The 20,507-nt window shown below is 62.7% G+C and carries 19 protein-coding genes; 5 read left to right on the top strand and 14 right to left on the bottom strand.

The window, feature by feature from the left end; translation table 11 throughout:
• Window positions 1-3 precede the first annotated feature (3 nt).
• Window positions 4-219 (bottom strand): hypothetical protein, encoded by a 216-nt coding sequence (locus B5V02_RS11635; RefSeq protein ID WP_342633856.1) that lies wholly within the window; start codon window positions 217-219, stop codon window positions 4-6.
• Between the two features lie 217 nt (window positions 220-436).
• On the opposite strand from B5V02_RS11635, the gene B5V02_RS11640 reads away from it, so the two are divergent.
• Window positions 437-2,152, top strand: a complete 1,716-nt coding sequence (locus B5V02_RS11640; RefSeq protein ID WP_111544343.1) for a hypothetical protein — start codon at window positions 437-439, stop codon at window positions 2,150-2,152.
• A gap of 249 nt (window positions 2,153-2,401) precedes the next feature.
• Here B5V02_RS11640 and B5V02_RS11645 read toward each other — a convergent pair whose 3' ends face one another.
• Entirely contained in the window at window positions 2,402-4,243 is a 1,842-nt protein-coding gene (locus tag B5V02_RS11645; protein ID WP_245445864.1) for a mechanosensitive ion channel family protein, read from the bottom strand.
• Window positions 4,244-4,752: 509 nt separating this feature from the next.
• Between B5V02_RS11645 and B5V02_RS11650 the strand changes: the two genes are divergently transcribed.
• Window positions 4,753-5,367, top strand: coding sequence for a cytochrome b (locus B5V02_RS11650; RefSeq protein ID WP_245445866.1), 615 nt, complete (start codon window positions 4,753-4,755; stop codon window positions 5,365-5,367).
• On the opposite strand, the gene B5V02_RS11655 is transcribed toward B5V02_RS11650, so the two are convergent.
• From B5V02_RS11655 to B5V02_RS11670, 4 genes are all read right to left on the bottom strand, one after another.
• On the bottom strand, window positions 5,350-5,784 hold the full coding sequence (locus B5V02_RS11655) for a YqaA family protein (protein ID WP_111544345.1): 435 nt from the start codon (window positions 5,782-5,784) through the stop codon (window positions 5,350-5,352). The genes B5V02_RS11650 and B5V02_RS11655 overlap by 18 nt on opposite strands.
• A 6-nt stretch (window positions 5,785-5,790) precedes the next feature.
• Window positions 5,791-7,299, bottom strand: coding sequence for a multicopper oxidase family protein (locus B5V02_RS11660; protein ID WP_111544346.1), 1,509 nt, complete (start codon window positions 7,297-7,299; stop codon window positions 5,791-5,793).
• Between the two features lie 241 nt (window positions 7,300-7,540).
• Window positions 7,541-7,894 carry a cupin domain-containing protein gene (locus B5V02_RS11665; protein WP_111544347.1) on the bottom strand — a complete coding sequence of 118 codons (354 nt, stop codon included), beginning with the start codon at window positions 7,892-7,894 and terminating at the stop codon, window positions 7,541-7,543.
• Between the two features lie 90 nt (window positions 7,895-7,984).
• Window positions 7,985-9,010 carry a sugar-binding transcriptional regulator gene (locus B5V02_RS11670; RefSeq protein ID WP_111544348.1) on the bottom strand — a complete coding sequence of 342 codons (1,026 nt, stop codon included), beginning with the start codon at window positions 9,008-9,010 and terminating at the stop codon, window positions 7,985-7,987.
• Window positions 9,011-9,166: 156 nt separating this feature from the next.
• On the opposite strand from B5V02_RS11670, the gene B5V02_RS11675 reads away from it, so the two are divergent.
• Window positions 9,167-9,967 carry a hypothetical protein gene (locus B5V02_RS11675; protein ID WP_111544349.1) on the top strand — a complete coding sequence of 267 codons (801 nt, stop codon included), beginning with the start codon at window positions 9,167-9,169 and terminating at the stop codon, window positions 9,965-9,967.
• Window positions 9,968-9,982: 15 nt separating this feature from the next.
• Here the strand turns inward: B5V02_RS11675 and ptsP are convergent, their stop codons facing one another.
• The 5 genes from ptsP to B5V02_RS11700 are packed head-to-tail and all read right to left on the bottom strand — an operon-like array spanning window position 9,983 to window position 14,698.
• On the bottom strand, window positions 9,983-11,962 hold the full coding sequence (ptsP, locus tag B5V02_RS11680; protein ID WP_111544350.1) for a phosphoenolpyruvate--protein phosphotransferase: 1,980 nt from the start codon (window positions 11,960-11,962) through the stop codon (window positions 9,983-9,985).
• Between the two features lie 55 nt (window positions 11,963-12,017).
• Window positions 12,018-12,398, bottom strand: coding sequence for a PTS glucitol/sorbitol transporter subunit IIA (locus tag B5V02_RS11685; protein ID WP_111544351.1), 381 nt, complete (start codon window positions 12,396-12,398; stop codon window positions 12,018-12,020).
• Window positions 12,399-12,424: 26 nt separating this feature from the next.
• Window positions 12,425-13,429, bottom strand: a complete 1,005-nt coding sequence (gene srlE / locus B5V02_RS11690) for a PTS glucitol/sorbitol transporter subunit IIB (RefSeq protein WP_111544352.1) — start codon at window positions 13,427-13,429, stop codon at window positions 12,425-12,427.
• A gap of 17 nt (window positions 13,430-13,446) precedes the next feature.
• A complete protein-coding gene (gene srlA / locus B5V02_RS11695) occupies window positions 13,447-14,208 on the bottom strand; it encodes a PTS glucitol/sorbitol transporter subunit IIC (protein ID WP_013892733.1) in 762 nt (253 codons plus the stop codon).
• A gap of 52 nt (window positions 14,209-14,260) precedes the next feature.
• Window positions 14,261-14,698 (bottom strand): transcriptional regulator GutM, encoded by a 438-nt coding sequence (locus B5V02_RS11700; RefSeq protein WP_111544531.1) that lies wholly within the window; start codon window positions 14,696-14,698, stop codon window positions 14,261-14,263.
• 193 nt (window positions 14,699-14,891) lie between these two features.
• Here B5V02_RS11700 and B5V02_RS11705 point away from each other — a divergent pair, with 193 nt between their 5' ends.
• Together B5V02_RS11705 and B5V02_RS11710 are read left to right on the top strand one after the other, a co-directional pair.
• Window positions 14,892-15,533, top strand: a complete 642-nt coding sequence (locus B5V02_RS11705) for a hypothetical protein (RefSeq protein WP_111544353.1) — start codon at window positions 14,892-14,894, stop codon at window positions 15,531-15,533.
• Between the two features lie 107 nt (window positions 15,534-15,640).
• A complete protein-coding gene (locus B5V02_RS11710) occupies window positions 15,641-16,315 on the top strand; it encodes an HAD family hydrolase (protein WP_111544354.1) in 675 nt (224 codons plus the stop codon).
• Between the two features lie 4 nt (window positions 16,316-16,319).
• Here B5V02_RS11710 and B5V02_RS11715 read toward each other — a convergent pair whose 3' ends face one another.
• From B5V02_RS11715 to B5V02_RS11725, 3 genes are all read right to left on the bottom strand, one after another.
• On the bottom strand, window positions 16,320-17,504 hold the full coding sequence (locus tag B5V02_RS11715) for a DUF930 domain-containing protein (protein WP_111544355.1): 1,185 nt from the start codon (window positions 17,502-17,504) through the stop codon (window positions 16,320-16,322).
• A 171-nt stretch (window positions 17,505-17,675) separates the two neighbouring features.
• A complete protein-coding gene (locus B5V02_RS11720) occupies window positions 17,676-18,755 on the bottom strand; it encodes an ABC transporter ATP-binding protein (RefSeq protein WP_111544356.1) in 1,080 nt (359 codons plus the stop codon).
• A complete protein-coding gene (locus B5V02_RS11725; RefSeq protein ID WP_111544357.1) occupies window positions 18,743-20,446 on the bottom strand; it encodes an ABC transporter permease in 1,704 nt (567 codons plus the stop codon). Before B5V02_RS11725 ends, B5V02_RS11720 begins: the two co-directional genes overlap by 13 nt.
• Between the last annotated feature and the right edge of the window lie 61 nt (window positions 20,447-20,507).

The following is a 20,507-nucleotide window of genomic DNA, read 5'->3' on the forward strand; positions in this document are numbered from 1 at the left end:
TGTTCACCGTGGCGGCCATGGGTTGATACCCGATTTGCGGGCGGCGTCGGTGTTCAGCACCGCTGCGCCTACCTCTCCAACCAGGCGATCCACCAGTTCCTGCCATTCGGCTCGTCTGGCCTCCCGCAATGCCGGCGGGGCTTCGTCGACCTTCGAAAGCGCAAACTCCGCATCCGCGAGTTCCTCGCAGATGTCGCGAAAGCTCTCACTTCGGTCCATCAGCCGATGGATCGTCAATTCAAACTGGGGGTATCGGCGCACTGCCGCCGAGACCGCTCGGTGCCTGTCAGACGATCCGTCTTTTGTGTTCATGACGCCAGTTCATCGACCTGACGCAATCGTATTGCAAAGAGACGGCAGCAGAAGGTAAGTTACGTGGATATGCATGTAACCGCACGATAACAAAAACTGCGGTTGCGAGGGACCAAGCGAGGGCATGGCGATCCAGGCGGAAACGCCCGCACCAAGGGAGCACGAGCTCCCTATGGAGGCTTGTCGCGCCCAACTTGCCCTTATCCTCGACAGTGCGGACTTCGATGCCACCGGCCGCGAGCGCCGCTTCCTCAGCCATGTGGTGGAAGAGGCATTGTCGGGACGAGGCGACCGTATCAAGGCCTATTCGATCGCAGTGGAAGTGTTTGGTCGCGGCGAGGCGTTCGACCCGCAGACGGATCCGATCGTTCGCATCGAGGCTGGCCACCTCAGGCGTGCGCTCGAGCGCTACTATCTGACCGCCGGACACACAGACCCAATCCTGATCACGATTCCAAAGGGGGGGTATGTCCCTGCCTTCCTGCTTCGTTCGCAGCCTTTATTGTCGCTACCGCAGGCGACCGTTGTTTCTCCAACAATCACCCACTCTCCGGTCCGATGGGTTGCGTTCCTGCTGCCTGTGATGCTTGCAGCCATTCTCGCGGCTGGAGCGTCGGTATTGGCGTGGTCGTGGACGTCTGTCAGGTCAAGCGCGCCAGAAACGCCTCACGTGCTTGTTGAGCCGTTTGACGATCTGACCGGCAACGCCGCGGCGGCAGCCATTGCGAGTGGATTGAAGCAGGAAATTGTCAGCCAACTTTCGAAGTTCAAGGACATTGTGGTCATGGAGTCGGCGCCTGAGGACGGCGATGCGTCGACCGCGCCACCACGATTTATCCTTGCTGGAAGCGTCAACCTGTCGGTCGATACCTTTCTGCTTCGGGTCAGGTTGATCAATCGAGCCAACGGTTCGGTTCTGTGGGCAGACAGCTATGATGGCCGGATGAAAGTCGCGGACCTTGTCGAAGCCCAGTCGGACATCGCGCGGAATGTATCGACGAGCTTGGCTCAAGCCTATGGCGTCATCTTCCAGGCGGATGCCAATCTCCATGTCGACAATCCGCCCGACAATTGGGTGGCATATTCGTGCACCTTGTCCTTCTATGCATATCGCGTCGACCTCAACCCAGAAACCCGTACATCCGTACGTACGTGCCTCGAGAAGGCCGTAGGGCGCTTCCCGAACTACGCCACCGCCTGGGGTCTTCTTTCGCTTGTCTACATCGATGACTATCGGTTCGAATTTCCAAACGACCCCAAACTGTCCGCCGCCGTGCTTGAGCGCGCCCTCGCCGCCGCAAGGCAGGCGGTGGAAGTCGACCCTCTCAACGTAAGAGGGCTTCAGGGAGAAATGCTTGCGCTCTATTTCAGCAAGGAAATCAATCTGGCACTGGGAGTGGGCAAACGGGGTTTGGCCATCAATCCCAACGATACCGAGTTCATGGGCGAATACGGACAGCGCCTGGCGGTCTCCGGAAATTGGCGTGACGGCTGCGCGTTGATAACGGAGGCGCGCGAAAGAAATCCGAGTTCGTTGGGCTACTATGAGGTGGAGTTGGCTCTTTGCTCTTATTTCAGCGGCGATTATCCGCAGGCGGTTATGTGGATGAAGAAATCGCCGGTTCGATCGAACCCGATCTATCATATTGTTGCGGCCGCCGTTCTGAGCGAAGGAGGCTACAAGATCGAGGCTGATCGCGAGCGCGCCTGGCTGGAGCAAAATCAACCGGCTTGGGTGAAGAACATGCGCCAGGTCGTTACGATGCGCTTGGCCCGTTCGCAAGACGTCGAAACCTTCCTCGGCTCACTGAGGAAAGCCGGCTTCGACGTGGTGGACTGAGAGCAAATTCTGTGACGTTGGCAACCGGGGGCTTGGTTCAGGGTTGGGCTCGGGACTGGCGGCTGGCCGCCCGCTCGCGATGTAGCTTGTGGCCGGCTCATAGGTCATCTCTTCCCTGATCTGTCAAAGCCCGCGCCTCTGGCGGAGAGCGCGGGCCGATCAGGCGATGGAGTCCCGATCTTCGGCAGCGATGCGGGTGAGACATCACCTGCCGCAAGCACAAACTGTTAGCGACCTCTAATGTTCCGCTCAGGCTCCGGGATTAGATGTCAGTGGCTTTGGGACGGCCTTAATGCCGTTTTCCTGAAATGCCTGGTGCACGGCGAGCAAAACGGCGCGGCGGATCATGAAGTGTTTGCCCGCTTTCGCCATGAATTTGGCCCGGATGACCAGCGTGCCGTCCTCAACCTCGCCAATTCCCTGGCTCTTGAACGGGGCGAGCAAATCCCCAGCAAGTTCCGGGTTGGCCGAAATATCCTGGCCGATCTTCTTGAAAATCTTGCGGACTTTCTCGACATCGGTGTCGAATGCAACGCGAAAGGTCAGTTTCTCGATCATCCAGTCGCGGCTGAAATTCTGGATCTTGCCAATCTCGCCATAGGGAATTGTCGCCAAGGCACCGCGCTGATGGCGCAGGGAAACCGACCGGACCGAGATTTTTTCTACGGTCCCCTTGGCGCCTGACGTTTCGATATATTCGCCGAAGCGGAATGCATCGTCGATCAGGAAAAACAGCCCGGAGACCAGGTCCTTCACCAGCGTCTGCGAGCCGAAGCCGATGGCCAGCCCGAACACACTCAAGCCGGCGATCAGAGGCCAGACATTGACCCCGATCGACACCAGGATCGAGAGCAGCGCCAACGCCACAATGCTCGATTTGCCGACCGCGCTGAGCAGCGGCACCAGCGTGCCCAGCCGTGAACGCGGCGCACCCAGCTCCTCCTCTTCACTAGCTACGGCGGGTAACTCCGCGCGCAAGGCGCGAGTCGTCCCCGTGCCGACCACGTTCCACAGAAACGCCGCCCCCAATATGATCAGCGCCACCCCGGATGCGCCCTTGGCGACCTCTCGCAGATCTATGCCGAACCCGGCAGCCAGCGGTGTCGCCCATAGCGTTCCCAGCATGGCAATCATGATAGCCACGACGGTGAAGCGGGCGGTCTGTCGCCCCGCCGCTGCCAAGATCGAGATGTCAGGAGACTCCAATCCGCGCTGCGCCCAGTTCCCGATCATTGCGTCGAGATGCGGCGCGGCAAGAAACATCAACGCGGTCAGCAGAACGGCCGATCCACGAAGCGATGCTCCCAGGGTCAGCGCGGCCTGAGTGCTGAGAAAGGTGATTATCAGGAACGCGATCACGATTGCCGGCCACATTTTGGCGAGACGGGTGCGCCAGCGGCTTCTGGGGCGCGGACCGGCGACGGCGGCAGCCAATGTTGGTCTGTGTCGCCATACCGCCCATGCAAACAGAAGGTAGATCGGAATTCCCAAGCCTGTTCGCAGCAGATCCGCCAAGGCCGGACCGACGCTCCAGAGCCGCAACGTCGCGAACAGCGTAACGCCGATGAGCGCCAAGCCAATCGCAAGCGAGAGGTCATGCACGAGCGCCGCCAGATGGGCGGAGCGCTCTGCGAACTCGGTTCGCCGCGATGCCATCAAGAGTGATCTGACGGCGGCGAGGATGATGAGGCCGAGCACGGTCGCTACCGTCCAAAGGCGAAGGGTTTGCAAAGGCACGCCAGAACCGGCCAGCAGCCGCGCAGCAATGAAACCGATCACCAGCGCCACCACAGCAGCCGCCACGCCCGCGAAGAATCTGCGCCATGCACTGGTTTTGGCACTCGCCTTCTTGAACCGCCGGGCGAGCAGGATGAACACGCCCGCGACGAGCGCGACAACCAACACAATCTCGAACAGGAGCCCAAGGAGAGATGTTCCCCCGGCCGCAAGCGAAGCCCTCAGGTTTTCAAGCTCGACGGGGACGTCGCTCAAGGCGGCAAACCGCGCGAACAGTCCGGAGACGAAACGATCGGCGAGCTGTTCGAAGCCCGAAATCAACGAAGTAACGTCCGTTTCCGCTGTCGTGTCCACGATTCCCCCTCTTCGGCCCCTCGGAAGCCAGTTCCGGCGGTCGCGGCCGCTGTCTCGCTATCCAGCACTCGACCGTCGCACAATTCAAGCTTCTTTTCTGCCCGGACCTTTTGCCCCGCGCAGGGTCCGAGCGCACTGAACTTGTCGGCCCAGGGCATGACGACCGCGCCGATGTCATAGGTCTGATTTGCGCTGCCTGTCAGGCATTTTCTGTGGCTTTCTTCTGCTCGACTTTCGGAAAACCAACATCTTATTCGGCTCTCTGTTTGAACGCCTCACGGTAAGCAAGTACGCTGCCAAACGACAATGGCCCTGTTTCTTTGCCTGTTATCAGGGAATATCAAACGGAGACTGATTCGCCTGTGACTGCTCGGTTCACCACGTTTTCAATGGCTTGGCGAAGAACCGCCGCACTTCTTAGCGAAATTGAGTTAGCGAATTGAGTCCGCTGGAGACGACGAACCCATCACGCCTTCGCATGCGCATTCGATGACTGTCGAGCCTAAGAGATGAGAGAGAATCCTCGCCTGCGCTGGCATTTCGGCATTCGCCTGCTGCATTGGCTGACCGTGATCGCGCTCGCGGCGCAAATAGCCGTTGCCTTCGGGCCGATGAACGGGCCGGGGATGGCGGCGATGAACTGGCTTCCGCTCCACATGTCGATCGGCGTGACGATCCTTGTCATCATTGTCCTCAGGCTTTGCTGGCGCATCTTCACCCAAGCCCCTGTCAGGCACGCCTCACGGTTCGTGCGGTTTGCGACCTCATTTTTCCACATGTTTCTCTACGTCGTGATTCTTGCCGTCCTGATAACGGGATGGCTGGGCTACCGGCCAATGCCTTTCATGCCACCCGCACGGCTTTTCGCAACCTTGCCTGTCCCGTTGGCGCCATCCGTCGGCGCGCTGCCGGCAAGGGCTTTCGCATTCGTCCATGCAAAGCTGGTCTGGATCATGCTTGGATTTGTCGGCGTTCACATCCTGGCTGCATTCGTGCATTTCATTCTGCTTCGCGATGGTGTCATGCGCACCATGTTCTTTGGACGGCCGGACACCGCTTCGCGGCAAGAGAACGCGCAGCTTGCGGTCAGCGATGAAGCCGGCAGCTCACGCAATCGCCCATAATCCTCCCGCAACGATCACGGCATAGCGTGCGGCCTTCCCTATTGCGACAAGAACAACGAACACCGCGAGGTTCACACGTGCCGCGCCCGCCGCAACGGTGAAAGCATCTCCGACAACCGGCAGCCAGGCAAACAGCAGCGTCCATTCGCCAAAGCGTCGGAACGTCCGGCTTGCCTGCTCATAGCGCTCAGGACTTACAGGAAACACGCGCCTGGCCCGGAGCGAGTCGATGCCACGCCCCAGAATCCAGTTCACCACGGAGCCGAGCGTGTTGCCGAGCGTGGCGACCGCAAGCAGCAGCGCCGGATCACCGCGACCCGAGACGATCAGGCCGGCGAGCACCACTTCCGATGAGACCGGCAGGATGGTTGCGGCGAGGAACGCGCTGATGAAAAGCGCGCCATAGAGCGCCGCCACCTCGGCCTATGCCTGCACGTCGACAATGCCCATCATGCCAAGCTGCTCATGCTCGAGGATGTGGCAGTGATACATGCGCGGCCCCGGCCGGTCCTGGCGCAGCAAGAGTCGCACCGTCTCGCCGCGCGCGACGTTGACGGTGTCCTTCCAGGCCAGATAAGCCGGCTTCGAGACATTGCCGTCGCGTTCGTGCTCGACCACCTGGAACTGCGTTCCATGCACATGGAATGGATGGTCCATGTCGGCCTTGTTGACGATCTCCCAAAGCTCGACCTCGCCTGCCTTGGCGACGATGTCGACGCGGTTCATATCGAAGGCGGCGCCGTTGATCAGAAACCCCATCTCCATGCCGCTGGCGCTCATGGCCATGGTTTCGGTGAACACGAAGCGCCGGCTGACGGCAGGAGCGCCGAGGAGCGCGATTGGCCGCAGCCTGTCGGGCAATGGCGGGACCGGCTCGGCCGGCGTCTCCGAAACATTGACCGTGAAGAGCGTCAGGCCGGCATCGGCAGGAAGTCCAGCGCCCATCCAGCCGCGATCGTAGTCGAGCGTGTATAATGTCGCGGGGCCGGGCTTCTCGAAGGAGACGATCAGTTCAAGCCGTTCCGCCGGGCTGAGCAGGATGTCGTCGGCTGCGACTGGCGCCTGCAAAAGACCGCCGTCCGTTCCGATGATCGTCATGGATGCGCCGTCGAAGGAGAGGCGCAAAAAGCGCGCGTTGGTCGCATTGTAAAACCGGAAGCGCCGCTTCGTGCCGAAGGAGACCGACAGAGCGGGATTCTTCTGTCCGTTGACGAGCACATGGTCGCCGACGCGCCCGTTCATCAGGTCCGTCATCGTGTTGTCGGGCAAGGTGCCATCGCCCGCGAGGCGCAGGTCAGTGAACACCAGCACAGTGTCGCCGTAGGCGGCCGGGATCGGATCGGCCTTCGGTTTGACGACGAACGCGCCGGCAAGGCCGCGATAGACCTGCTCGGCCGTCTTGCCGTGCGGATGTGGGTGATACCAGTATGAGCCGGCACTGCCTTCCGGCAGGTCGAAGCTGTAGGTGCGATCGGTGCCCGTTGCGACAGGGTCCATCGGATTGCCGTCCTGGTCGGCGGGCACCGGCATGCCATGCCAGTGGATGGTGCTTGCCTCGTCCGCAATCCGGTTGGCGAAGGTGATCTCGACCCGGTCGCCCTCGACCGCCTCGATCAGCGGCCCGGGGCTGGTGCCGTTATAGCCGAGGATCGGTGTTTCGAGCCCTTCCGCAAAACGCACAGTTGTGGACTGAGCCGTCAGCTTCGCCTTGAACAGGCCGGGCGTGCCGGCTTCGTTCGCCAGCAGGGGCAATTCGCGAAATGCTTCCCCTTCTGGCAGCACGGCCGCGCCTTGCGGCGCGGAGCCCATGTCGTGGCCTGCGTGGCCGCCCATATCCATGCCGGGCATATCGTCCATCTTCATCTGGGCAGCGGCACGCTCACTCACAAGAACCGTCGCAAGACCTGCCGCCAGAAAACCGCGTCGATGCATCTCTGTCGCCTCCTCGATCAGTCATTGAACACCCGGGTCGATCCTAAACAGACTGCCGATGCCCGGCTAGTTCAATGCGGCGTTTGAGCCGCCTGATCGGCCCGGGCGATGGCCCGGGCAAAGTTCGAGGTGAGTCCGATCGGCATCAAAGCCAAAATAGCGCCAAGGCATGCCTGTCATTGCCCGCACTGGACATCTGCCATAGGCGTTGACCATCAACGGCCTATGCGAACAGGCCGCCTCAGCCAACCCTGACGACAAAATGCTTCGTCACCGGCTCGATGATCTTCCACGTTCCCTTGAAATCGGCTTCCACCACGAAGGCATCGCCGGGGCCTACCTCGACCGGTGCGCCGCCGTCGGGGGTGATGATGATGCGGCCGGCGATCATGTGCACGAACTCGTAGTCGGTGTAGGTCGCATGATAGGTGCCGGGCGTCGCCTGCCATGTGCCCGACATCACCTTGCCGTCTTCAGTCGTGTGCTGGACGGCGGTTTTCATGGTCGGCTTGCCCTCGACCACGACCCAGCCGGCCAGATCGCCGGCTTCCGCGTTTTCGACGGCGCCGAATTTGAGGATCGTCTTGTCGGTCATATCAGGGGCTCCGTTTGATTGGTCGTTCAGGCGTCAGGTGCCTGGACGGTCAGATAGCCGATGGCCCTGGTCCGGGCAACCGGCGCGGCCTCATGGCGAGCCTTGCGCCGCGTGCGCCTCGAGCATGCGCCGCGCGCTTTCCTCGTCGGTGATCAGGATCGTCGGCGCGATCAGGTTCATGGCGCCGAGCAGCGCCTCGGTCTTCTCCGCACCGCCGGAGGTGAGGATGCGGATCGGCGCCTTGCGCAGACGGTCGACATCCACCGACATCACGTGGCTGTTGACGGGATGGTCGACCAGATCGCCATTGCGGTCGAAGAAGTGGAACAGAAGGTCGCCAACGGCGCCACGCGCAAGCAGAGCCTCCCGATCCGCTTCCTTGAGAAAGCCGCCGCGAGAGAAAGTGGTGGCCGAGGCGATGCCACCGACGCTCAGCAGAACGGCATCGAGCACGTTGGCCATTTCAAAAACCTCCTGCAGGCCGCAGCGCTCGACCAGCGCGATCTTGGTCTCGACGCTGTCGACGACGGCCGGCGTCGGGATCAGATAGCCGTCGCCCTGGAAGATTTGGGCGAAGCGCCAGGCGAACTCGGCCGGGTTGAATCGACGCACGACGCCGACACCGCCAAGCAGCGAAATGACCTTGAAGTCGGTGAGCGACTTGGCGCTGATGAAGGGCAGGCTTGAGAACAGCGTCCGACCCCAGCCAACGCCGACGCGCATGCCGGACTTCATCGTGTCGGACAGGAAGCTGCCGGTCTTGGCGCTGATCGCCGGTATCGGGTCGGCATTGGGGGCGCTAAGCGGCGCCACCAGCGCCTGCTGCAAGCCGAAGGTCCTTTCCAGCGCGCGCTCCAGCCGCACGATTTCCGACAATTCGCTCTCGATGCTGATCTTCACCTCGTTGCGCGAGCGGGCGTCCGCCAGCATGCGCACGATGCTGACGCGCCCGACGCCAAGCACGTCAGCGATCTCGTTCTGCGTCATCTGCTCGACGAAATACATCCAGGCGGCACGAATCCTGAGGCGATCCGTCCGGCTTTCGCTAGCGACCTGCTCGGTTGTCTCAGCTGCCGCCCGCCCGTTTTTGGTTTCGCCCTGTCGTCGCCTACCCAATCTATCTCTCCCCCACGGCGATGGACGAGCGCGCCGTCGCCGATTCTGCATGCTGGTCTAGTATCGCCTATTGATCTACCAATCGATAGGAACAATGTAGAGGTGGCGGCTGGCCCCGGCTGGAGGCCATCCGCGGCAATTTCGAGGCGATTGGCAATGCTCCGACAAATCTCCGAAGATGTCCGCGTCAATCTGAAAGACCGGTTGCGGGAAGTCCGCGACATCATCCGGCAGAGCCGCCATGACGGCAGCGGCGACGCCAGTGTCGTGCGCGAAGCAACCAGCCATCTGCCGCCGTTTCCGGGCAAGGGCATCGAAGATCTGCTCAGCCATGCCGCAAGTGCCTTCGACGAAGCACTGTCGATCGCCGAATCCTTTGTCCCGCATGAGCGCCCGATCAAGGTGGACGGCACGACCGTAAAAGGCCTCGGCACCTATTTCCCGGCCGGAAACGAGGATCGCCAGTTGAGCGCGGAGCGCCTGTTCCGCCGCGACATGTATTATCTGACCAAGGCGGTGCTCGCCGGCCTGAAGATCGACAATGCCCGCATCCATGAAGCCGATTTCGCCGCCGTCCATGCCACGATGCGCAAGCGGCATGGCGATCTGCTGGCCGCGTTGGTCGCGCCTGGCGCGGGACTGGAGGCGATCGCGGCCACCTGTTCGGCGCTGCTGGTCGAGTGTCTCAACCAGCGTCCCGTCCACTTTGCCGAAACCGCGCCGGAAACGCCGGCGATCGGTGACCGAGCGCTCGACGTCAACTGCCTGGCGCCGCTCGTTCTGGCCTGCGGCCTGGCGACTGCCGGCAGGGATGGTTTGCCGGAGCCGGATATGCTGGAGATCGCGATCCTGGCAGCCGATATCCGTCATGATCGCATTGTTCAGGCCTGCGCCAAGGCGAGCCCGATCGATGAACTGACACCCGTCTTCGCCACCTTGCTTGCCCATTTGCCGTAGCTACTCAGAACTCAGCTAGGCGGCACCTTCTCCCGCCATGGCCATGATCGTCTTCTTGGCACGCTGGATCGAGGCAGGGCTCATGCTGAACTCGGTCAGCCCCATCTTGACGAACGTTGCAATGAGATCGGGACGGCCGGCCGCCTCACCGCACATGCCTACCATGATGCCGGCGGCGACGCCGGCTTTTGCCGTCATTTCGATCGCCGACATGACGGCCGGGTTGGTGACATCGTTGAGCTTCGCCACGGTCGGGTTGAGCCGGTCGGCAGCCATGATGTACTGGGTCAGGTCATTGGTGCCGATCGAGAAGAAAGCCACTTCCTTGGCCAGCGCCGGGGCAATCAGCACGGCGGCCGGGGTCTCGATCATCACGCCGAGATCGAACGCCGCATGCGGCACGCCGTCGGCTTTCAGCTCGGCCGCGCACTCCGCCACCAGCACGCGCGTCCGCCTGACCTCGCCGATGTCGGCCACCATCGGCAGCATCACCTTGATGTTGCCGTGTACGGCCGCCCGCAGCAGCGCCCTGAGCTGGCGCTTGAAGATATCGGGCCGGTCGAGGCACATGCGGATGCCGCGCCAGCCGAGAAAGGGGTTTTCCTCATCGGGAAATTCGATGCCGGCGATCGGCTTGTCGCCGCCGATGTCGAGCGTGCGCACGATGACCGGGTACGGCGCAAAGGCCTTGGCCAGCGCCGCATAGGTCTCCGCCTGCATGTCTTCCGAGGGAAGGTGCATATGGCGCATGAACAGCAGCTCGGTGCGGAACAGGCCGACGCCCATCGCACCGGCCTCCTGCGCCGCCTCGATCTCCTCCAGCGAGCCGATATTGGCCGCGACCTCGATCACCTTGCCATTGGCGAGCTTCGGCGTCACCGTCTTGAAGACGGTCAACCCGGCGCGCTCCTTTGCCGCCGCCTCGACGCGGCCGGCGAATTCGGCGCGGGTCGCCGCATCGGGGTCGATGATCACACGGCCGCTGTTGCCGTCGAGTGCCACTTCGCGCGCCGTACGCAAGGCATTGATCTGGTCGCCGAGGCCGAGCACCGCCGGAATGCCGTGCGAGCGGGCGATGATGGCGATGTGCGAGGTGGCGCCGCCATGGCCGCACACCACCCCGCCGAAGCGCTTCAGCGGCGCGCGCGCCAGGTCCCAGGCGCCGATGTCGTCGGCGATGAGGACAGCGCCTTCGGGGATGGTTTCGAGGCTGACGTCGTCCTGCCCGAGCAACACCAGACAGATCTGCCGCCCGACCGCGTGGACGTCGTCCGCCCGCGCGTTGAGATAATGATCATCAACCGCGCTGAAATCGGCGGCGATGGTGGAGGCGGCGGTGATGACGGCTGAAACCGCATCGTTGCCGCCCCTGATCAGGCCCTCGGCCTCGCTGGTCAGGCTGTCGTCGGCGGCGATGTCCCTGAGTGCGGCGATGATGCCGCGGTCTCCTGCCGACAGGGTGTCCTGCGCCAGTGACCGGTCCATGCGCGCCTGGACGGCGCTGACGGCGGCGTGGAACCTGTCGATCTCGCCGGCGATCTCCTGCGCCTGCAACATGCGGCCTTGTCCGGCGATATCAGGCGGGAAATGCGCGAAGGCCGGCCCGATGGCGACACCTTCGCTTGCGGCAACGCCGCGCAAGCCGGTGATTGCGCCCGAAACCGCCGGCACAGAGTTCGGCGCGGCGGCGGCCTCCTGGCCCGTATTGCCGGCCGGCTGCGAATCCTCGTCGTCAAGGCCGGCCTTGGGATTTTCGAGATAGCCGATCAGCGCCTCGATGGCCTCGATGGCGTCGGCGCCGTTCGCCCGCACGGTGACTTCCTGGTTTTCCTTGACCGCCAGCAGCATCAGCTTGACCGAGCTCTTGGCGCTGACCGCCTTGCCGTCCTTGACCAGTTCGACGTCGGATTCGAAGCCCTTGGCGAGCCTGACGAACCGCGTCGCGGGACGGGCGTGCAAACCTTCGTGCACTCTGACGATGGTCGAGCGTTCCATGGCAATACTCTGGTCCTGGGCGCCACCGCCAACCTAGGCTGCGGCGCGAATGCTGTCAGGCGGCGATGGTGATGATCGCGCCGGTCTTGAGTGCAGCCACGAGCGCTTGCGCATCGACTTGCGATGCACAGATCTCGCCCGGTCTCTCGGCCTCGGTGGCGCCGTTGAACGAGATCACGACATGGCCCATTTCGAGCACCTTGCTCCAGGCGCTGGAACCGACCGCGGTTATGGTCGCGGCAACCGGACCTAGCGTGATCGACGCGCCCTTTTGAGGCGCGCCGTCGCTTGGTCCGTGCTCCGTCTTGTGGAGCACGGAAACCTCGGCAAGCTCCGGCGGCGAGCCATCCGCAAACAGGATGACCACGCCCCCTTCGGCAAGGTCCGCCACTTCGGGCCCGATGGCAGTGACCCGTGTTCTCAACAGAACCGTCATATGGCGAACCTCATTTCGTTTTTTCCTTAGAACACGATCAGGCTGACGATCCAGGCGATCAGCACCGAGACCGGGCCCATGATCTGGCGGCTGATGAGCACCGCCGGAACACCTATCTCGATCGTCTTCGGCTTGGCCTCGCCGAGCGCCAGGCCGACAGGGACGAAGTCGCAGCCCACCTGGGTATTGTAGGCAAACAGCGCCGGCAGCGCCATCGCCGGCGAAATCGTGCCGTTGGCGATCTGCGGACCGATGATGGCCACGCCGATGACCTGCGCGATGACCGCGCCTGGCCCGAGGATGGGCGACAGGAACGGCAGGCCGCAGATTGCCGAGATGATCAGCAGGCCGACGATGTTGTTGGCCAGCGGACCCATCGGCTGCGCCAGCACATCGCCGATGCCGGTGTAGAGGATCAGACCGATGAGCATGGTCACGAAGGCCATGAACGGCAGCACGTTGCGGACGACTTGATCGATCGTGCGGCGGCCGGCATTGAAGAAGATGCCGACGACACGGCCCATGACGCGGCCGATCGAGCTGATCAGACCGATCACGCCGCCCTCGCTCGGCAGCGGCTGCGGCGCCGCAGCCGCGTTGTTATTGCTTGAGCTCATCGATGCTGCTCCCCCGGCAGTGGTGACCGCTTCGGATCCATCCGCCATTGTGATGTTGGCCGGCTTCACGCCCGAAACGTAGATGTCCTCGGTGATGAACTGGGCAAGCGGCCCAGACTGGCCGACCGGCGTCAGATTGACGGTCGGGATGCGCTTGCGCGGATAGACGCCGCATCGCGCGGTGCCACCGCAATCGACGACGACCACCGCCATCTCGCTTTCGATCGGCGGTGCCTTGAAGCCGTCGACGGCTTCGGCGCCGGTCATATCGGCGATAAGCTGTGCCACCGGATGAATGCCACCTCCGGTGACGGAAACAACCTTGCTGCGCTGTTCGGTCGGCTCGATCACGAGCGGACCGCCCCAACCGGTTTTGCCCCGGGAGATGTGTACGGATTTGTATGTCTTGGCCATGATGTCCCTCCCCGCCCTTACAGCTCGACGCCCTGGCGGCGTGCCATGATGGCGGTGATGCGTTCGGTCAGCATGCCCTTGAGCAGGATGACGACGAGACCGACGATGGCGTACCAGATCGCCACCTTGACGTGATAACCGGCGACGACGGCGCCCTTCTTTTCCAGTTCCAGCAGCGCGACGAGAATGCCGCCCCAGACGAAATATTCGCCGGGATTGATGTGCGGGAACAGGCCGAGCGGCGGGTGCACATAGGACACGGCCGCGTCATAGAAGGCGGGCTTGTGCTTTTCTTCCAGGAACGATCCGAACGTATAGGCCATCGGATTGGTGAGGAAGAACACCGCCAGCAGCGGCAGCAGCGTGTAGCGGGTCAGCGCGATCCTGCCAGCGCCGCGCGCCAGCCCATGCACGCGCTCTTCGCCGACCAGTTCGGTGACGGCGTAGAAGGCCGTCATCAGCACCACCAGCGTCGGAATGATGCCGGTGACGAAGCCGGCGAACACCTCGCCGCCCTTCTGGAAGATACCGATGAAGTATTTGCCGATGGCGGTCAGCCAGCCGAGCTGCTCTTCCTGCTGGACTTCCTTCAGCTTTTCCTTGAACTGATCGACGGTGATCGGTCCGCTGTCCGCCTGTGCGAGGACAACGAGATGGTCGGAGGCATGCTCGACGGCGAGCTTGCCATGCAATGCGGCATCCGAGACCATGGCACCTGCGACATGCAGATTGTGCACGGCCATGTCGGCATGCTGCGCCAACAACGAAAATACAGACATTTCTCCTCCTTATGCCGCCCGCCGGTTGATCCCAGTCGGTGCGCGGCGTCCTCTAGGCCCTTGCTATGTTCAAACCGGACAGACCCGGCTTCTTCCCCGGCTCCGACCGTGTTTTGTCGATCAGTTCGATCGCCCGCTTCACGGCCTCGGCCACACCGGGTTCCCCCTCCCCCATGATTGCAGGGTTGGACCGGAGTCGATCGAGGGGAACACCCTCGAACTCTTCATGTCTCTTGAACTTGGTGAACACGGAACGGCCGCTCATCACCATTAGGCGGCGCACGACCAGGTCAGGCGTCACCACGACGAGCGCGATGGTGCCCTTGGCCAATCGACCGCGAAAATTGCCAGCTCCGACGAAGCCATCCTTGTACTGGTCGGTGACGCCCCTGAAGACATCCGAATAGTGCCGCATCTGCAGCCAGACGCCGAGCGACTGCAGCGCCCACACAATAACCAGCAGAAGCAGCCCCCACTGCCAAATCGCCATTCGGTTCTCCTCCCGAAGCCTGTGTTGAACCGCACCTTGGACCGACGCGTGACAACAGCAAAGTGAGAACATTTGTTTCCGCGAATGTCAATATGTATGATATTGGCCTTGGCTACGATCATCCACAGGCCGTCAACCGATTTCGGTGGCGGCGCCGTTGTGCTAGCCTGACCGGGAACAGGAAACGAGAAACATGGATCTGCCCTTCAGGGACGAACTGGCGCTGATGCCCGACCTTCGCCACCGGTTGCGGCAGTTGCGCTGGTTCCGCGCCACCTTCCGCGGCAGCGCCAAGGTGGTCTCGGACACGTTCGGCGTGCGCTTTGAAATCGACGAAGCCAAGCTCACCAGGGCCTTTCTCGACTGGGTCGAGATCATGGAGGCGCAGAAAGGCTTCGCCGCGGTCGACCGCGCCGACTTCATCGTCTTTGCCGCCGGCCTCGTTTTGCGCGAACTGATCAGGCAGGCGCCGGCAAGGGAAATCTCTGGCCTCAACCAGTTGATTGAGACGGATTCGAATGCCGGCACGCTGGAAATCATCCGCTTCTGGCCGGAAGGATTCCTCTACACCAACTACTGCGTCTCGGTGATCTCGGCGATCCACGAGCAGGAATTCGGCACCGCGCCAGGCATCGACAAATGCGCCGACGACCTGCGCACATGGTGGTCCTATCGCGAGAACGTGACCGAGATGCCGGCCTACGCAGTGGCTTTCCTTGACCGCTTCCTCGGCGCTGAGCCGAACTGGATCACGCCCGATCGCGCGCAGTCCCGGCAAGCCATGCAACGGGCGCTCGGATCCTCGCGTGCCAGCGATGCTATCCGCCGGCTTTGATTGTCCGCCGGTTTCGCGCTCCCTGGCGATGCGGCTGTCAAAGCACGCACTTGAACATTTGACTTTTTGCCGATAGCGATGTGCGAAATCGACTGGGAGAAAAGCGCGTGGCGCGATCAAGGCTTATCATTTTCGATTGCGACGGCGTTCTTGTCGACAGCGAACCTCTGGCCGCCCGCGCCTATGAACGCGTCTATGACAAGCATGGTATGCCTGGCGTCAACACCGGCATCATCGCCCAGTGCATCGGCATGAAGCAGTCCGATATCATCGCCAAGATCAGAGATTTGACCGGCCACCAGTTTCCGGCGACGGCCGACGGCGACATCTGGGCCGAGACCAAGGTCCTGTTTTCGCAGGAGTTGAAGCCGACCCTCGGGATCACCGCATTTCTGGCGACGCTCGTGGGCGACCGCTGCGTGGCCTCGTCATCCTCCGTCGAGCGCATAAACCACAGCCTGGCCGTCACCGGACTGGCGCGGTTTTTCGGCGATGCGATCTACAGCTCCTCGATGGTCAAGAACGGCAAGCCGGCTCCGGACATCTTCCTGTTCGCCGCCGACAAGATGGACGCCAACCCCGCCGATTGCATCGTCATCGAGGATTCACCCTTCGGCATCCAGGGCGCGGTTGCCGCCGGCATGACGGCGATCGGCTACACCGGCGGTGGCCATACCTATGCGGAGCACAGCGCGCGGCTGACAGCGGCCGGTGCCGATTTCGTCTGCGCTGACTGGCATGACGTGAGCCGGCAACTGTCCGGGCTCGGTGTCCCCGCCTAGTTTATCAGCGAAGTCCAAAGCGAGCCGCTTCTTCGGCCGAAATCACAGTCCCGACACGGTAGGCGAAGGACGAGACCCTCGTCGCATCGGTGTCGACCTCGCACCGGAAGCTCAGATGGTACCATCCTGTCGTTGTGCGGAATGCGACATCCGGGGCGTCAAGGATGTTACCCGCCTTCAGCCGAACAAATGGCAACAAGACGGGAAGATAAGAGGCGTCCAGCAGTTGCTGTTGCAACACGCTGGCGCAAAGTTTACCAGCGCGCTGATCGCGAGACACGCCGCTCATCGAGGTCGTGGCCAACGCATCGCCAGTAGCGCTCTGCGAGTTGAGCTTGCGAACACCCGGAAGGCCCGAATAAGCCCGCGATGCATCAGCGGTGGCGGCCGTGGAACTTGGCCTCTTGGCGCTCTCGCTTCCGGACTTCGAGACCTTTGAAGGGCCAGGCTTCGGCGCATTTGCGGGTTTGGGCTTCGGCGTTTCGGCCGACATGGGAAGCTCGATCTCACCGTCGCCGCCGCCGGCAGCCAACGGCGTTGGTGCCGCTTCTGTTTGCTTTTCGGCGTCTCGCGCTCCTGCCTCTTGTTTGTCTGCCTGCTGTTTGTCCAGTTCCTGGGTTGACGTTGCCTGCTTCTCCTGAGCGGGCTCAGCGTCCTTCGTCGCGGTTACCGGTTTCTCGGCGGCCTTGGTTGAAGCTGGCGGCTGATCGGAATCTGCCGGCGCTGCAGGTTGGTTTTCTGCAGGCTTCGGCACGACAGGCGGCTTCGAATCGTCATCCTTGGCTGGCGACGGCGAGTTGTCTCGAGCGCTGGCCCCATCCAGGGATTTCCTGGGGCCTGTATCCTTGTCGCCGAACTGAAAAACAGGCTTCAGGACCTCGATTGGCGAGGGCTTGCGTGGCTGTTTTTCCGGTGGTTGCGGCTTTTCGACATTCTGCTCGGGCGGTTTTTCAACCTTCGGTTCCGGTGGCTTTTTGGCTTTGGGATCCTTTGGGGGCGGCGCAGGAGCAGGCTTCGGTTGATCGGGCGGAGGCACGAGCGCGACATTTACCGCTTGCTCCTGCTGCGGTTGTTGGGGAGGCCTCGGCACGTTGTAGACCACGAGCGCGGCGATGAGCGCATGCAGGATCAGCGATGCGGGCAAGCCCCACAGCAAATTCCGACGCCGTTCTCGTGCCTCGTCCTTCATCCTGACCGATGTGGAATGAAATAGCGGCGGCTTCAAGCACAGGCACTGGATTAGCGCAATTTAGCCGCTGGACAGGATGCTGATTTGGATGACCACGCGCAGGGCCGCACCACCCAGTCCGAGGCTGGTGCGGCCTTTTTCGCCAAAGCCGCCGGCTAGGTCCCGGCATCATCACGATGCCACTCCCGCCGCCGGGATAAGCCAGCCGGACTTTATGCACAGGCGTGCCTGGGCCCCGACCTCCAACATGACTGGATCGGGCTGCTCGAAATGCAAAGTGAGATCGGGGCCAGCGGAAGACGTGAACTCGATGCGCGCCGCACCACCCTGGTAGATCACCCGCTTGACTAGGCCGTCGAGGCCGGGGCCGTCAGGCGACACGTCAAGGTCCGCTGACCGGCAGCAAATCCTGGCGCCGGCGCGCGGCCGCTCGCCTGGCCGGCAGCGGACCAACAGCTCAGTGCCGAGAACCCGCACCTTGCAGTGGCCGGCCACCTCTGCGCTCAGCACATCGGCTGGCAGCAAAATCCCTTGCGAAATGAAGGATGCCACCATCTCATTTGCCGGCTCATGATAGAGCTCGCGCGGCGTCGCGAGCTGCGCCAGCCGTCCGTGATCCATCACCGCGATCCGATCGGCCAGCGCCATCGCTTCGGCCTGATCATGGGTGATGTAGACGATGGTCGTGCCCGTGCGCTTGTGAAAGGCGGCGAACTCGTCTTCCATCGAGGCCCTCAAATGCACATCCAGATTGGCCAGCGGCTCGTCGAACAGCACCAGCGACGGCGCGGCGACAAGGCAACGCGCCAAGGCCACTCGCTGACGCTGGCCGCCTGAGAGATTGGCCGGCCTGCGGTCACCCAGCCCCTGCAGATTGACCAAGGCGAGGGCGTCGGCAACCTTCTGGCGCGCGACGGCCTTATCCAGTTTCGCCACCTTCAACGAATAGCCGATGTTCTCGGCGACCGTCATGTGTGGCCACAGCGCGTAGTTCTGGAAGACGATGCCGACCCGCCGCTTTTCCGGCGCAACGCTGCCGCCCTTGCCCGATACGACCTCGCTGCCGATGCGGATCTCGCCGGAGGTGACTTTCTCGAACCCGGCGACGAGCCGCAGCAAGGTCGTCTTGCCGCAGCCGGAGGGCCCGAGCACCGCCAGGAACTCACCGTCGCCGACATCGATCGATACATCCTTGACCGCGTCGAAGTCGGCAAAACTCTTGGTCACGTGATCCAGGGTCAATCGCGCCATGGCAGCACTCCGCTGGGCAGGTGAGCGGCAAGCATATTGGTCACCAGCATCAGCACGAAGGTGACTGCCACAGTGATGACGGACATCGCCGCCGCGTAGTTGGAATCGCCGCCCTGCTCGAAGGAGAACATCACAACGCCGATCGTTTCCGACCCTGACGACCACAGCAGCGCCGAAACGGTGAGCTCGCTGAGTGCCGTCATGAAGATCAGCAGGCCGCCGGCGATTGCCGCCGGTGCCACGAGCGGAAAGATGATCGTGCGCATGCGCATGAACAGCCCGGCGCCCGCCACCTGCGCCGCTTCCTCCAGCGCCCGGTCGATCTGGTGATAGCCGCTGATGGTCGGCCGCAGCGCCAGCACCAGGAAACGAGCGAGGTAGGCATAGAGAATGATCCAGACCGTGTTGTAGAGCTGGATGCCGGTCAGCGGAATCGGCCGCAGGAACAGGAGCAGCGAGGCGATCGCCAGCACCACGCCGGGCAAGGCGTAGGGCAGTTCGACCGACAGGTTGAGCAGCCGCACCCAACGCTGCTTGCCCCAGGCAATGAGGTAGCCGATCGGCACGGCAACTAGGACAGCGAAGAAGGCGGCCGCGATCGACAGCCAGAAGCTGTTGAAGAAGGCGCGGCTGGCCGCGTCATGCTCGAACAGCACGAAGCGGTAATTGTCGAGCGTTGCCGTCTTGGCGGTAAGGGCAATGCCGTAGCCCGGCACCAGCGATGCCAGCACCAGTCCGAACAACGGCAGCAACAGCACCACCACGATGAGCAGCCACATGCCGGCCTGAACGGCGGGCCGCCAGCGGCCGAGCTCGTAGGGCTCGGCCGGCAGCGAGGTCGAGCTGATGCGATAGTCGCGGCGGCGGCTCATGACCTCCTGGGCGAGAATACCAGCCATGGCGATGACCCCGATCAGCACCGACAGGAATGCGGCTTCGCCAAGCACCGCCGGACCGCCGCCGGCCAGCCGCTGATAGATCAGCGTCGGCAGCACGAGATAATTGGCGGGAATGCCGAGAAAGGCGGGAATGCCGAAATTGCCGACGCAGGACACGAAGGCGAGTGCCGCGGCCGCCATGATCGACGGCGTCATCAAAGGTAGCACGATGGTGACCAGCACGGTGAACCAGCCGGCGCCGCCGGCCCGCGCCGCCTCGACCAGCTCGCGCGGCAACTTGCGCAGGCCGGCGCGTACCAGCAGGAAGACCAGCGGGCCGTACTGCACGCCGAGCAGCAGGATGATGCCTGAGGTGGAATAGAGCGGATTTTTGGTGCCGAGCGGCGGTGCTGCGCCGATTAGCTTGAGGAACGGGCTTGCCGGGCCGAACAATTGCAGCCAGGCGAGCGCAGTCACCTGCGGCGCGATCATCAGCGGCATGACGTAGCAAAGCACCAGGGCGCTGCGGCCGCGTATGTCGGTCAGCGTGACGAGGACAGCCACCAGCGTTCCCGACAGCACCGCAAGCAAGGTGCCGCCAACGCCGACGACCAGTGTGTGCCAGGTCGCGATCCAGGTCGCAGGGCTTCTCAACCCGGCCTCTATCGCCATGCCGGAGAAAGTGCCGCCGGGGGCCACGATCTCCTTGATGAGGCGCAGCATCGGCAGCAAGGAAAGCAGGACGATGACGACGGCCACCGCCGCAGTCAGGACCATTTCCTGGCCCAGACTTTCCCTGATCCGTGTTGACATAATTGCGTTTCCTGAGATCGATCAGCGGACCGGGATGCCGTCGAGACGGCACCCCGCCGCG

Source organism: Mesorhizobium kowhaii (genome assembly GCF_003253745.1).
Lineage (GTDB): Bacteria > Pseudomonadota > Alphaproteobacteria > Rhizobiales > Rhizobiaceae > Mesorhizobium > Mesorhizobium kowhaii.

Coding starts and splice junctions, on each gene's coding strand:
- B5V02_RS11715 (WP_111544355.1), bottom strand. CDS start 17,504: ATGAAGGACGAGGCACGAGAACGGCGTCGGAATTTGCTGTGGGGCTTG.
- srlE (WP_111544352.1), bottom strand. CDS start 13,429: ATGGCCAAGACATACAAATCCGTACACATCTCCCGGGGCAAAACCGGT.
- B5V02_RS11660 (WP_111544346.1), bottom strand. CDS start 7,299: ATGCATCGACGCGGTTTTCTGGCGGCAGGTCTTGCGACGGTTCTTGTG.
- B5V02_RS11675 (WP_111544349.1), top strand. CDS start 9,167: ATGCTCCGACAAATCTCCGAAGATGTCCGCGTCAATCTGAAAGACCGG.
- B5V02_RS11705 (WP_111544353.1), top strand. CDS start 14,892: ATGGATCTGCCCTTCAGGGACGAACTGGCGCTGATGCCCGACCTTCGC.
- B5V02_RS11700 (WP_111544531.1), bottom strand. CDS start 14,698: ATGGCGATTTGGCAGTGGGGGCTGCTTCTGCTGGTTATTGTGTGGGCG.
- ptsP (WP_111544350.1), bottom strand. CDS start 11,962: ATGGAACGCTCGACCATCGTCAGAGTGCACGAAGGTTTGCACGCCCGT.
- B5V02_RS11720 (WP_111544356.1), bottom strand. CDS start 18,755: ATGGCGCGATTGACCCTGGATCACGTGACCAAGAGTTTTGCCGACTTC.
- B5V02_RS11725 (WP_111544357.1), bottom strand. CDS start 20,446: ATGTCAACACGGATCAGGGAAAGTCTGGGCCAGGAAATGGTCCTGACT.
- B5V02_RS11635 (WP_342633856.1), bottom strand. CDS start 219: ATGGACCGAAGTGAGAGCTTTCGCGACATCTGCGAGGAACTCGCGGAT.
- B5V02_RS11640 (WP_111544343.1), top strand. CDS start 437: ATGGCGATCCAGGCGGAAACGCCCGCACCAAGGGAGCACGAGCTCCCT.
- B5V02_RS11685 (WP_111544351.1), bottom strand. CDS start 12,398: ATGACGGTTCTGTTGAGAACACGGGTCACTGCCATCGGGCCCGAAGTG.
- B5V02_RS11665 (WP_111544347.1), bottom strand. CDS start 7,894: ATGACCGACAAGACGATCCTCAAATTCGGCGCCGTCGAAAACGCGGAA.
- srlA (WP_013892733.1), bottom strand. CDS start 14,208: ATGTCTGTATTTTCGTTGTTGGCGCAGCATGCCGACATGGCCGTGCAC.
- B5V02_RS11650 (WP_245445866.1), top strand. CDS start 4,753: ATGAGAGAGAATCCTCGCCTGCGCTGGCATTTCGGCATTCGCCTGCTG.